9 protein-coding genes are annotated in these 14,104 nt (G+C 45.3%); 3 read left to right on the plus strand and 6 right to left on the minus strand.

Annotated elements, in window-relative coordinates; translation table 11 throughout:
* Window positions 1–39 precede the first annotated feature (39 nt).
* Both QUA25_RS20810 and QUA25_RS20815 read left to right on the plus strand, forming a co-directional pair.
* Window positions 40–2,430: a CHASE2 domain-containing protein gene (locus tag QUA25_RS20810; protein ID WP_333041011.1), complete on the plus strand. Its 2,391-nt coding sequence runs from the start codon at window positions 40–42 to the stop codon at window positions 2,428–2,430.
* Window positions 2,431–2,900: 470 nt separating this feature from the next.
* Window positions 2,901–4,181, plus strand: a complete 1,281-nt coding sequence (locus QUA25_RS20815; RefSeq protein WP_333041012.1) for a transposase — start codon at window positions 2,901–2,903, stop codon at window positions 4,179–4,181.
* Window positions 4,182–4,399: 218 nt separating this feature from the next.
* Here QUA25_RS20815 and QUA25_RS20820 read toward each other — a convergent pair whose 3' ends face one another.
* From QUA25_RS20820 to QUA25_RS20845, 6 genes are all read right to left on the minus strand, one after another.
* Window positions 4,400–5,143, minus strand: coding sequence for a hypothetical protein (locus QUA25_RS20820; RefSeq protein WP_333041013.1), 744 nt, complete (start codon window positions 5,141–5,143; stop codon window positions 4,400–4,402).
* A gap of 149 nt (window positions 5,144–5,292) precedes the next feature.
* A complete protein-coding gene (locus QUA25_RS20825) occupies window positions 5,293–6,024 on the minus strand; it encodes a response regulator transcription factor (protein WP_333041014.1) in 732 nt (243 codons plus the stop codon).
* A gap of 234 nt (window positions 6,025–6,258) precedes the next feature.
* Window positions 6,259–6,987, minus strand: coding sequence for a response regulator transcription factor (locus QUA25_RS20830; protein WP_333041015.1), 729 nt, complete (start codon window positions 6,985–6,987; stop codon window positions 6,259–6,261).
* A 277-nt stretch (window positions 6,988–7,264) separates the two neighbouring features.
* Window positions 7,265–10,447: a CHAT domain-containing protein gene (locus tag QUA25_RS20835; protein ID WP_333041016.1), complete on the minus strand. Its 3,183-nt coding sequence runs from the start codon at window positions 10,445–10,447 to the stop codon at window positions 7,265–7,267.
* 113 nt (window positions 10,448–10,560) lie between these two features.
* The gene (locus tag QUA25_RS20840) at window positions 10,561–11,367 is read right to left on the minus strand and encodes a DUF928 domain-containing protein (RefSeq protein WP_333041017.1); all 807 of its coding nucleotides are present in this window, start codon (window positions 11,365–11,367) and stop codon (window positions 10,561–10,563) included.
* A gap of 177 nt (window positions 11,368–11,544) precedes the next feature.
* On the minus strand, window positions 11,545–12,273 hold the full coding sequence (locus tag QUA25_RS20845; RefSeq protein WP_333041018.1) for an AIM24 family protein: 729 nt from the start codon (window positions 12,271–12,273) through the stop codon (window positions 11,545–11,547).
* Window positions 12,274–12,453: 180 nt separating this feature from the next.
* On the opposite strand from QUA25_RS20845, the gene QUA25_RS20850 reads away from it, so the two are divergent.
* Window positions 12,454–13,950: a glycosyl hydrolase family 57 gene (locus QUA25_RS20850; protein WP_333041020.1), complete on the plus strand. Its 1,497-nt coding sequence runs from the start codon at window positions 12,454–12,456 to the stop codon at window positions 13,948–13,950.
* The last annotated feature ends 154 nt before the right edge of the window (window positions 13,951–14,104 follow it).

Genomic DNA, 14,104 nt, shown 5'->3' on the forward strand with positions numbered 1-14,104 from the left:
GTTGTTCAGCATGGAAATTGAACCTTTCGGGCGGGCAGGATGCCCAGCCCACAAGAATTTAATCGCGCCGTGACTGTAAAATTTAGATGCGCCTCGGCTTATCAGTTGTTAGCCATGCCGAAATTAGTTGTTTTGAAGCTAGATGATAACTTGATAAAAGGGGTGCGAGTTTCTCTGGAAATCGGCGCGGAAGGAGCTCGCCCCGCAGTGGAAATCCAAGCCTTCCTGCCTCCGAAACCAGAAATAGCGGAACACTACGATCGCTGGCAGTCAACCTACCGCAGTTTGGGAGATTTTCGCATTAAGCCGATCGAAATTAGCATTATGGGCTCTCGTGCAGAACAGTTGTCCAAATGCCGCTTGTTGCGGGAACAGTTAAGCCAGCAAATCAATAGCTGGCTCAACTCCGAACCGTTTCGCAAACTCAAAGAAACATTGCTCGAACAATTAATGCCGTCGGACACGATTCGATTTTTAATCAAAACTGACGACATCGATTTGCGGCGGCTGCCTTGGTACTGTTGGGATATTTTTGAGCGCTACCCGAAAGCCGAAATTGCTTTGGGCCCCCCAACTTCTATAAAATCGGCTATCGCCAACAGAAATCCCGCTAAAGGCAGCGTCAAAATTTTAGCAATTTTGGGGAACAGTCAAAAAATTGATATTGAGCAAGATCGAATTATACTTGCAGGATTGCCCTCAGCCGAAGTTACTTTTTTAGTAGAACCAAGTCGCCGCCAAATCGGCGATCAGCTTTGGGAAAAAAGCTGGGATATCTTATTTTTTGCAGGACACAGTTCTACCCACAGCGACGGCCGCTCGGGTAAATTTTATATTAATCAAACTGAGAGTTTAACAGTAGAAGAACTGAAACACGGTTTCAAGCTAGCGGTTAGCAGCGGCTTGCAGTTAGCCATTTTGAATTCCTGCGATGGATTGGGAATAGCGCGACAGCTTGAAGATTTGGGCATCCCGCAAACGATCGTAATGCGGGAACCGGTGTGCGATCGAGCTGCCCAAGATTTTTTAAAGTATTTTCTTCAAGCTTTTTGCAGCGGGGAACCTTTGTATGTGGCAGTGCGCCTCGCGAGGCAAAGATTGGCAGAATTAGAATCAGAAATTCCCGGCGCGGATTGGCTGCCGATAATTTGTCAAAATCCGGCATCCCAGCCGCCAACTTGGCAAGAGTTGCTGCACAAACCCGATCCGGAAACTGTCAGCAATCCGCCATCTTTATCTCGGCTGCGCCGCTTTCAGATCGGGCTGTTGGCGATCGCAACTGCTGCTGTTTCTGTCATGGGAGCGCGATCGCTGGGCTTGCTCCAGATATGGGAATTGCAAGCTTTTGACCAACTGATGCGGCTGCGTCCTGCTGAAAGCTCAGACTCGCGTTTGCTGGTGGTGGAAGCCACGGAAATGGATATCAACAAATACGGCTTTCCACTGCCGGATGCGACGATCGCAAAAGCAGTGGGAAAATTGGCACAGTCTGGGGCGCAAACGATCGCCCTGGATATCTTCCGCGATCGCCCTTTACAACCCGGTTATGCAGCATTATCCGCTCGCTTTCAGGGCGATCGAAATTTAATTGGTTTGTGCAGCGTCAAAGAAACCGGCAAACCCAACAAATACGGCATCAAACCGCCGCCCGCACTGCCAAAAGAGCGCCTCGGGTTCAGCGATGTGGTGGCAGATGCCGATGGCATTCTCCGCCGCCACTTGCTGTTTATGCAGCCGCACAGCAGCGATCCTTGTACTACAGAGCACTCTTTGAGCGCGAGGGCTGCCCTCCATTACCTAGCAGCAAAAGGCATCCAACCGGAATCTCTTCCTAGAGATAAGATAAGGCTGGGCAATGCAGTTTTTGCACCGATTCACGGCCCTACAGGCGCTTATCAAAACTTGGACGATCGCGGTTTTCAAATAATACTCAATTACCGACGACCAAAAAATTTTGTTCACCGAGTCATGCTGACCGAACTGTTAGAAGGAAAAGTCAAGCCCAATTGGATAAAAGACCGAATTATCTTTATTGGCGTGACGGCGCCGATTTCCAATCCAGATTATTTTTTGACGCCCTACAGTGCGGGAGAATCGCCTTCCCAGAAAATGCCGGGGGTATTAATTCAAGCGCAAATGTCGAGTCAAATTATCAGCGCTGTTTTGGATCGGCGCCCGCTGCTGCAAATTGCTCCTGAATGGGCCCAAATGCTGTGGATTGTGGGTTGGGCAGCAGTTGGTAGCGCGATCGCGATTGTCAGCCGACGCAGGCTGCACGTGGTGTCGGGGGCGATCGCATCTGCGGGGATTTCGTGCGGGGTTTGCTGGTTTTTCCTAATCGGGGGCTGGTGGCTGCCTTTGGTACCCTCAGCTTTGGCAATGGTAGCAGCGGGTTTAATTGCGATCGTTTTTACTTTTCGGCCGAAATGACAATATCAATTGGCAATCGTTAGATGACATCGCCAACCAATAATCTCAAGCCATTAGAGAGATGTAGAGGTGGAGCATTTGGGCGACAATTCATGTTTCCCACCTTTGATTTTATGCCCAAATGCTTCACCCTCCCCAGACTATTCAAATAGAAACTAAGTAGGTAGGCAAGATTAAACCGAATAATATAACACTAGGTAAACAGGTTTAAGTTAGTCAGTAGAGAGCATTTGGAGACTTTGCCCTCGTTTACATAGGGGCGTTTTTTGGCACCGACTTACTTACAAGAGATTTTGGTCAATACTCCGGACAGTTTTTCAAGACGGATGCTATGGCTTCGGCAAGCAACGCTTACGCAATAAATCACAGAAGCGAAAAAAGTGAGTGCAATCTGAACCAAAAATGAACAGAAAAAAAGGCGCTCTTTTAGGTTAAGCTATAAAAACACACAAGCTCAACAGATTGCATACATGAAGATTATTGAATCCATCTTACAACAAATGCCAGGGATTAGTCAACCCCAAAAGAAGTTTTTAATCACTTTATTCTCAACTATTTTGCTGGTTTATGGTAAAGTCAACTTCACGAATCTAAGTCGTTATAGTTATTTGAGCGAAAAAACCTACCGTCGTCACTTTCTCAAAACTTTTAATTTTCCACAATTTAATCAATATTTCCTCGAATCTGCCTTAAATCCTGAACACAGAGTCATTGCTGTTATTGATTGTTCTTTTGTCATAAAAAGTGGCAAAAAAACTGACGGTAAAGCTTATTTTTATAATGGTGTAGCTGGTAAATCGGAACAGGGGTTGGAAATTTCTGTGATTTCTATTGTCGAAATTGAGAGTTGTTTATCTTATAGCTTAAGCGTACAGCAGACTCCATCACGCCCTCAAATAAAGTCGGTGAAAAAACTGCCACAAAATCCGAAGAATTGCTGGTCTAAGAAATCTCGCAAAAAACCGGAGCCTCAAAGCTCAACGCCTGACATCACAAGAGTTGATGACTATGCCCAACATCTAAAGAATACTCGTTGTTACTTCCCAACTTCTGTACGTTATTTGGTGGCTGATGGCTATTACTATCGCTCTAAATTCTGGGATGCTGTGCGGGACTTAAATTTAGACTTTATTGGCAAGTTAAGAGTTGATGCTAACTTACGCTATCTCTATAGAGGTGAACAAAATAAACTGGGAGCTCCACGTAAATATGATGGTAAGGTTGACTGCCATGATTTGAGTCGTCTTAATTTTGTTAAATATCTAAAGCCGGGAGTTTCATTATATACATTAGTTGTGTGGAGTTGTTGTTTAAATTGCCAAATTACTTTGGCTTGTATCTCTGAGGTTCAAGCCAACGGAAAAATTAAAAATGCTTTATTATTTAGCACTGATATTCACTTGCCACCTGAGCAAATTGTTGAATATTATCAGGCTCGCTTCCAGATTGAATTTATTTTTCGTGATGCCAAGCAATTTACGGGATTGTCTGATTGTCAAGCTCGTCATTTACCACGGCTTGATTTTCACTTTAATGCCAGTCTAATTGCCTTAAACTTAGCCAAACATGAACTTTCTAGTTGTCATTCATCTGCCAAGTCGTTTGTGTTTTCTATGGCCTCTTATAAACGTCTGGAATTCAATAAGCATCTACTTTGTACCTTTATTGATAAGTTAGATTTAGACCGGGATTTGATTTTAAATCACCCTAATCTTCCTTCAGTCTTGTCTTATGGTACTTTGGCTGCTTAAAAACTGTCCGGAGTATTGTTTGGTGAAAAACCCGGTTTCTGCGTAAGTCCGCAACCTTGAGAAATCGGGTCGATCGCGAGGGAGCATCTCATATTTGTAAAAACACTTCTTCTGGCTCCTTCCTTCTTCCTCTTTCCTCCTAGCTCCTGGCTCCCAACTCCAATTTCTAGCTTGGCGCCAAAAGTGAGATGCTCCCGATCGCGATCGGCTATTTTTGGTTATTTGTGCTGGTGCAGATAGTTGTTAATCGCTTTAGCGATTTTTGCTTGCTGGTATGGGTTCATCGTGCGGGGTAGGGAGATGCGAGAGCCTCCACAAACTAACAGTCTAACTTCGTACCAAATATCTTGATCCCGATCTTTTGTTCGATCGACTTCCACGCCATAAATCTCGCACAGAGAGTATTCCATTACTTTACGTGCCAACAAACCCCGCTGTTTAACAGTCAAGGTGTTTAAAGTTTCATCGAAGCTGTAAGTTTCATTATTTCTCAAGACGATCGCTGCGATTCCTGCGAGCAAAAATATGCCTCCTGTCCATCCCAACCAGCGATCGTCTTGTCTTAAGCGCAGCAAGCGATCTTTGGCATTTTTAACAAAAAAATTGATGTCAGAAGCCACAGCGTCTTGGGTTCCCCAATTAGTGGAGTTAGCAGTGAAAGGAACATTGCCAACAGAAGTCAAAAGTACAACTCTGGTTTTATAGCCGCATCTTTCAACTTTAGCTCCCTGCAAAGAAGCAAGCTCAATTTCTTTGATGTTCGACCCCAGTAAATTCGATCGCACAATCTGGCAATTTCCTTGTTTTGCCTGCAATCGCTGGCAGCTCAGGGTTGCTGCATGATAGTCAAAAGTCAGCGATATCAGTCCAACTGCCATTAATAAACAACTAGGGAGCCAAAAATCAAATATGCTTTGAGTCTGAATTATTAATTCACTTGCTGTTTGCTGGATTATTTTCATTTATCTCACCCTTTTATTCCAAAAATGAGGCTAAGTAGGTAGGCGCTGTAAAACACAATTATGTAAACGGCTGTAAAGTATTCAAATGCCCTAAGCGTGGCTAAGTTAGCCCTGTTTACATACAGTTACATAGCTGTGTTTAATCCCGCTTACCTACTTACCTTGTTATTGCGAGCGATCGGAGCGAAAGTGTAACCGTATCCCTGAGTAGTTTGAATAAAATTCGGAACAGCCGAATCGACTTTAGCCAGTTTCCTGCGAATCATACGGATATACACGTCCACCACTTGCTCGTCTCGTGCGTCATTGCATTTCCATCCCCAAACTTTTTCGATTAGCTGTTGGCGGCTCCAGGTTTTACCTGGATAAGTTGCCAAAAAATACAAGAGTTGATATTCTAAGGCCGTCAGAGCTAAAGTTTTCTCTTTCAATCTCACCTCCCTACTCATTAAATTTATCGCTAGTTCACAGAAGACAAGATTGCGCGGACTGACGGTTTTCATCTCCCTCAACAAGATTTCTATTTTAAGTGCCAAGTCCTCAAGACTGAACGGTTGGCTGATAAAATCATCAACACCTGCTTTTATGATTTTAATTCGAGCTTCTTCGCCTGTAACGCTGCTGAAAATCACGAGTAAAAAAACATTCTTCCGTTTCTGCATTTCTTCGCAAAGTTTAACGCCGATATTATCGTCGGGCAAATTCCCATCCAAGATTACTAGGACTGGGTTGAATTCCTCAAAGATTTCTAAAGCTGTTTTTCCGTCTGCTGCAGATTGTACTTGATATGTCTCATTCTGATATCCGTCGATGAAATTACGGACGGGGGCGTCATTCTCTACAACCAGAAGTTTAAAATTTTGCTCAGTAGATATCGTCATAATTTTTGGCTCTCTTGTTAATGGTTCACACTTGAGAAAATCGAGTAAGTATGCTGTCTTTTGATTAGCCCCTCGATTCTCTATAAGTCGTGTTTTCTTTACTCGTAGATGCCCCCTTAGCTTACCCCCTACTCAACCCATACTCCCTTTAAAAAGGGGATTAGGGGTGGGACAATAGCGAATTAACTGGTTCGCGCGCTCTACCTAGGAACCAGTCGTAATTATAATGATTGTTCAATTACCAACTACCCTGTCCCTGCGAGCGATCGGAGCGAAAGTGTAACCGTATCCCCGAACAGTTTGAATAAAATTCGGAACAGCGGCATCAACTTTAGCCATTTTCCTGCGAATTTGGCCGATATGCACGTCCACCACTCGCTCTTCTGATCCATAATTGGATTTCCACCCCCAAACTTTTTCGATTAGCTGTTGGCGGCTGCAAGCTTTACCTGAATGAGTTGCCAAAAAACACAATATTTCAAATTCTAAGGCTGTCAGCGTTAGAAGTTGCTCCTTCAATCTCACCTCCCTACTCAGTAAATCGATCGCTAATTGACCGAATACAAGGTTGGGCGGAGTGACGGATCTCGCCCGCCTCAACAAGACTTCTACTCTAACTGCCAATTCTTCAAGACAGAAGGGTTTGCAGATAAAATCATCGGCACCTGCTTTCATGATTTTAATTCGATCTTCTTGGGCGGTGCGGCTGCTGAGAATTGCGACTAAAACATTAGTGCGCTTCTGCATTTCCTGGCAAAGTTTATAGCCGCTAATATCGGGTAAATTCCAATCCAAAATCACCAGGACAGGGTTAAATTCTTCAAAAATTTCGAGAGCAGTTTGGCCGTCGGCGGCAAATTGTACTTGATATGTTTGATTCAGAAAGCGGTAGATGAGAGTGCGGATAGGGTCGTCGTCCTCTACAACCAGAATTTTGGCTTTTCCATCGGCAGATATTGTCATAATCTTTGACTTTATTGTTAAGGGTGCAAAGTTAGGAAAGCGAGCAAGTGCATGAAAACAGTCTTTATTGTTTAGTCCGCTAGGAGTGGACTAAAGTTTGTGCAGTAGGGGCAATCCCCCCGTGGTTGCCGGGATTTCAATTGCAAGCGTGACTTTTTTGAAGAAATTAAATCGACACATGACTTATCGCTCCTGGCGCGATCGAGTTTATGTGGAGCTTTCAGCGAAAAAACTAATTTTTTCGCTGTTTTGGCAATTTTTTACAAAATTTAATCAATTATGTTTCGCCGATCAGTGTGAAAGCCGCCCAATCTCTGGGATTTGGATGCTGCTGCATTGTCTCCAGCATGGCGTTTCGCAGGGCTTGAGCTTTGTTGCCCGTTCGATCGAGATTTTGATAAAATTTCACCATCAAATCGGCTGTAGGAGCATCCGGCACGGCCCACAAAGACACGATCGCACTGGATGTACCAGCCGAAATTAAAGCGCGAGACAAACCGATAACGCCGTCGCCGGTTATCCGCCCCATGCCGGTATGGCACGCGCTCAAAACTACCAAATCCGCGTTGAGGTGCAGGTTCAAAATTTCCTCAGCAGTCAGCAAACCGCTATCAGTGCGATCGGGTGCAAGGGCGATCGCGCTGCCGAGCCCGCGAATGTTATCGAGCAATCCGTGGGTGGCAAAATGGACGATGCGGGCGTTTGGCAACCGCTGAAGTACAGCAGCTTTGGTAGCGGATTTGCCAGTCAGGGCTTTAGTTTGGAACAATTGGGCGATCGCGTTAGCTTCGGTTTCTGAATGCGGCAAAGCAGATAACCGCTGCGGGGGTTTTCCCGTTACCAGAGCTATTTCGGGCATAGTCGGATTTCCTACTATTAGAATGTCCCAAGCTAAATCGGAAATCTCTTGCCGTTTTTGGCGGGTTAATTCCAGAATTTGAATCGAAGGAGCAGTCAGAATAGTATGTTTTTCAATTAAGAATTTCCCCGCACCATCTTGCAAGGCCGGAAAGGGAACGAAAAACAGTTCACCTTGAGGGATAAAGATAATCCGGGCTTCTGGATCGGCTGGCAACAAATCGGCAATCGGTTCGATTAACAGTTGATGGAGTTTTTGCAAGCGCGGGTGATTGGTGAGGCTCGATTTCACTTTGGTTCTGACATCAATTGCAGGCCTGGGAATAGTCAATCCTGCCGGAAAAGAAGGTTGCCAGAGGGACAGAATGCCGTGAGTTTCATCAACAGATATTACTTGCCACGGTTCCCAATTAGGGGCATCGTCGTGGAGTTTAACTAAATCGCCTGGGTCAATTTTTATAGTTGGATTGAAGTCGCGATCCCTGATGCCGATCGCCTCGCGAGAGTCGGAAACCAAGTCTTTGAGCGGAGTATGTTGATAGTTGAGGTCAACTTGGCGAAATGCAATTTCGCCCGTCGGCTGAATTACCCAGATAAAAAGTTCTTCTAAAAAAGAAATCGAATATTCCACAAAAGTTGCATTTTGTGCATTGGCAATTTCTTTAATTCGATAGATGTTAGGCGGTTTAATATCGGGTGTCTCATCTAACTTCGCAGATAACCGAACACCCAGTAACTCCACAAAAGCCCGCGCCCGCCCCCGCTCGGAAATTTCCAGCGCTTGTTCTGTTTTTGACTGGGCGATCAGGGCTTTTTCCAGGTGGCGGTAAGTTGCTGCTTGGGTTTCAAAAATAGATACTTTAAAGTTATCGTTTTTGCCCAATCTTCCTCGAAGCGATTCCCAAATTTGAATCGCATTGCGGAGGAATGTTTCAGCTTCTGCAAACTGTCCAGAGTCAAAGAAAGCCAGTCCTAAATTGTTAAGAGTTGCCCCTTCTGACGCCCTTTCGCCGATCGATCGCGCGATTTCTAAACTCTGCTGGCTGTATTCAATCGCCCGTTGGCACTGCCCCAAACAGCGGTAAGCATTGCCAAGATTTCGCCAGGAAGTCGCTTGCCCAGAGCGATCGCCGATTTCCTGCTGAATATCTAAGGATTTCTGGTAGTATTCGATCGCCCGCAAGTAATTCCCCAAATTACTGTAAGCATTGCCCAGAGTCACAAAGGAATTCGCTTCCCCATAGCGGTTGTCGATTTTCTGTGCAAGAGTCAGGGACTCTTGAGAGTATTCGATCGCCCGTTGATACTGCCCCAGGGAAACGTATGTACGGCCCAAAGCGTTCAAGGAGTTCACTTCTCTATGCTTAGAGTTGATTTTTCGCGCCATATCTAGGGACTGCTGGTGGCACTCAATTGCTTGCAAGTATTCTCCCAGAGAATGATATGCACTCCCCAAATCGCGCCAGGAACTAGCTTCTCCGTGACGGTTGTTGGTTTCTCGCTCAATATTTAGCGACTGTTGGTAACAGTCAATTGCTTGCAAGTATTCCCCCAGGGCATCGTAAATATTTCCCAAAGCGTTTAGGGAAGCAGCTTCCCCACTGCGGTTGCCTATGTCTCGCTGAATATTTAGCGACTGCTGGTAACAGTCAATTGCTTGCGAGTATTCCCCCAGCAAACTGTAAATTTCGCCTAGATTGTTCAGAGAGTTCGCTTCTCCGTAGCGGTTACCACTGTTTTTATGAATATTTAGCGACTGCTGATAGTATTCGATCACCTGCGAGTATCTTTCCAGGGAATTATTAGCACTGTCCCAGAAGGAATCTTTCTCGCGAGGCTGTCTTGCTGCTCTTTTCATCATTCGATCGGGAACAACAATTTTATTATTAATAGGAGACTTAATTGCTCGATATATCGACTGCACCTCGGCTGCCAACAGCACCCTTTTGTATAGCCGAATATCTGCAATATTGCCCCGAAAAATACCGCCAAAATCGTCCGATCGCCTGCCAAGAGTTACGAGCATATTATTGCTGAGAGAACCTTGTTGGTCTATAGGTCTGAACCGCCAACCTAGTTCCTTGCCATCGACATACCAGCGCCCGCCATTCATGCGATCGCGATCGACTGTTACTGCAACATGATGCCATCGCTCGTCGCTAACAATAGGGAAAGTATCAATTTTTTCATGATAGTCGCCACCACAGTTTAGCCAATTTTTTGCATCCGCTATTTGCAGGTTAATTTTGCGTTGATAAATAAACAAAGACCAGCCTTGCCTGGGGCCGGAATTTTCAACTCGCTTCTCGATAATTTTAGCAATTCCGGCATCTCCCGTGCGAATCCAGGCACAAATAGAAAAGTCTTCCGTGCCGATATCCAGTAAAGGAGTTACTGGAAAAGTAACGTAACCTCCTGTCAGCAACAAACTTTCCGGCGGCCCGTTTTGTAATGGTTCAACAGCACGGGAAACGCTGTCAATTAGGTTCGCCGGAGGGAGATCCGGGCGATCGCTCGTCAAGTTGCCTGCTTCATCAAATGACCAACGGGCGATCAGGTCTGTATTGAAAGTATTGTAGACGCTTAATATCGGGTATTTCATCGCTTAGTTGACTTAATTTGTGTGGAACAGGCATCTTGCCTGTTCCTGATGGGTCGGCAGGATGCCCACCCCACAAAAAAAACTTACTCTTTGTGGAACAGGCATCTTGCCTGTTAAAGTGGTGAAACTATCCCGTGCAAGCGGACAAACGGATGCTGCAATAAAGCCTCCCAGTCAGCATCCAAAGTCGCCAGAGAAGATATTTTCTCAAATCCAGATAGCTCTGCTAGCGCTTCATACCGCAAATCATTTTCAGCATAAATTACCAGCCGCTCCTCTAAAGTAGCTGTCTGTAATTGGCTCAACAGTTTGCCGCGCAGTGCAACTAATTCTGTGAGAGTTTCATACCACAAACCGTGTTGAGCAAGCAGAAAAACGCGCTCCCTTAGAGATGCTGTTTCTAGCTGAACCAAAATTTCTGGTTTCATTGCCACCCGCTCAACCCACCCGTGGCGGGAGATATTCCCGCACAAAAAGCACCATTGATACTTCTTGCCAGTTTCCAGAGGAGGTGAAGTGGGCGGCAAGGAAAAACTCGCAATTCCCGCTGCTTTTTCTAGCTCAAAAACAGTTCGGAAAACTACCTCTTGCTGTTCGTCCCGCAGCACAAACTCAAAGGGAATGTCATCGGGCAATGAAGCCGGCAAGTACAGCCAAAAAGTCGGATGTGCGATCGCTGTCAACCCTAAATTTGTAGCGGGAATCAAAGCTAAAAAGTTGTGAGGATCGCGGCTTCCTGCGTCTTTGCGATCGCCCGGTGCTCCGCGCGCGGGCGGCTCGTAGGCGAGTACCTGTGGCAGCAAATTCGGTTCCCCCGATGATGAATCAGCGAGCATCGCTGCCAAGCCAGGTTGAACCATTGTTAAAGCAACAAGCACATTAAGCGTCGCCTGCTGTAGGAGCAGTTTTGTTACATTCATAAAATATCCGCCAAGTAGAGGTGTAAAATCTCAGTTCGATCCAACTGCACCCTGAAAATAATCTTGCCAGATTTTTTATGCTAGCGTCTATAGTTTCGCGTAATTTTTTTAGTATATTTGCCCAATAAAATTCCGCGATCCCTGCTCCAGCAACCTCTACTTTAAAAATGAAACAACTCAACCCAAACCCATAGCATCATTTTCACATACTAATAATTTACCTTTCCCCTGATAATACCAAACATAACCCTCTCCACCCCCTTTGCCAAAATGACCTAATTTTCGATAATCTTCTTCAATCCCCTTGGTATATCCTTTAACCAAATCGCAATCAGCTATCAAAGTTTCACCTTGTCTGAGCTCGACAACCTTACCCGGTGAATTTGTAGCTGCTACAACAGTAGCTTTTTGTTCGCGCAAAGCTGTAACAGCAATTCTCCACCTACCGTCATTAGAAGCAGCCACTTGTCGGAATTTCAGTTTTTTAGCACCGATAACTACATTGTCAGAACAAAACTGAAATATACCGTCATCAAACTCCCACTGCTCCGCATCCGAAAGCTCAATCTGCGTATAATGCAGAAAATGCCCTTTTTGTCTCGGTTCTAGTTTCACAGTACCAGTCCCTTGATATACGGGAGCGTTGTAGTCCATTTCCGTTGTCAAAGATACCCACATATCTTTCAAACGGTTATCCGTTTTATAAACACCGGAAGTCAATTTTCCCATACACCAATGCAGCGCACCTTTTTGAATGATAACTCCCGAATTATTCAAGTTAATTTCCGCTTGCTGAACGAGGGGAATATTCTTAGTGGGATGGTAAAACTTATTGGTTTCAGGATTGATGTTATTTTGGATGTACCACAAATCCGTTGGTTCCAAAACCTTGATTTCGTATTTCATAATTTACCTCGCCTATTTACGTGAAATGTGTTAAACATTTGACCCGTGATTTGGAGATTCCGCGATCCCGGACTTATCCTGTGAAATTTATCTTTTGCAGACATCCTCTGCTACTGTTAAATTATCAAGCTATATTAGCAATAGCAGACAGCGCCCCTCCACAATTGTTGAGAAAAATTTATGCCTGCGATCGCACAATCTCCCAATTTACCCATTTTACAAGAACTCAACTCAGGATTGCCCAATATTTGCGGCTCCGAAGCAGAAATCAGTGCCGCAGCCAATAGCAACGAACCTGTCTTTCTACCTACCACAAATCTGCGCTTGGAAAAGATTCAAGCCGGATTCGCCTGCGCCCTGCATATGCACCAACCGACAATTCCTGCAGGTGCAAACGGCGAACTGATCAGCAATCTCCAGAATATGTTTGAACATCCCAACCAAGGAGACAACCACAACGCCGCAGTCTTTGCTTGGTGCTATTCCCGCATGGGAGAATTCATTCCCCAACTGATTGCCGAAGGCTGCAACCCGCGAATTATGCTCGACTATTCGGGCAATTTATTGTGGGGATTGCGACAAATGGGACGCGACGATATCTTCAACAATCTCAAGCGGATTACCTGCGATCCTCAATATCAACCCCACGTAGAATGGCTGGGGACAATGTGGAGTCACGCCGTCATTCCCTCAACTCCCATTCCCGACATTAAACTTCAAATTCAAGCATGGCAACATCATTTTGCGGCAATTTTTGGCTTGGATGCCCTGAAGCGCGTTAAAGGTTTTTCGCCCCCAGAAATGCACTTTCCCAATCATCCAGATACACTGTACGAATACATCAAAGCTTTGAAAGAATGCGGCTACCGCTGGCTGATGGTGCAGGAACATTCTGTAGAAAATCCCGACGGTTCGGGATTGTCGCAAGACCAAAAATATATTCCCAACCGTTTAGTTGCCCGCAATTCTCACGGCGAAACAATCAGCATCACTGCTTTGATTAAAACCCAAGGTTCGGATACGAAATTGGTGGGTCAAATGCAGCCGTATTACGAAGCAAAAGGACGCAATAAACAGCAAATTGGCAATGTCACAGTTCCTTCTTTAGTTACTCAGATTGCCGACGGCGAAAATGGCGGCGTCATGATGAATGAATTTCCCAGCGCTTTTGTCAAAGCTTGGCACGAAAACCGCGAACAAGGCGGGGGGAAATCCGGCGTTGTTGGTTTAAACGGCACTGAATATTTGGAGATAATTGAAGCGGCGGGCGTTAATCCTGAAGATTATCCTGTTTGTCAGGGGATTAACCAGCACAAAATCTGGCAGCTAGTCGATCCAGATAGCGCAACACCGGAAAAGGTCGAAAGTGCGATCGCCCAACTCAAGCAAACCGACCATAATTTTCACATGGATGGTGCTTCTTGGACTAACGATTTGAGTTGGGTGAAAGGCTACGAAAATGTTTTGGAACCGATGAATCTACTCAGCGCTGCATTTCACAAAAAATACGACCCGCTGTTGCAGCAAGATGCGACCGTTACCAAGCAGTTTGAATACCAGCAAGCTTTGCTTTACAACTTGTTGGTGCAAACAAGCTGTTTCCGGTATTGGGGACAGGGAACTTGGACTGATTACGCGCGGGAACTTTACAACCGCGGCGCTGCTTTAATGAAGTAGCAGAATTTATTGTAGGGTGCCTCGGAAACAAACTGTTTGAGCCTCCTCAAATATCAGCGCAGAGACACCCTACATCTAGGGTAGAGTCGATAGGGGCATTTCTACCCCTACCTCTCTTTCAGAACGGAACGTGAAACTTTCGCTTCATTCCGCT

Source organism: Microcoleus sp. Pol17C6 (assembly GCF_036701145.1).
GTDB lineage: Bacteria > Cyanobacteriota > Cyanobacteriia > Cyanobacteriales > Microcoleaceae > Microcoleus.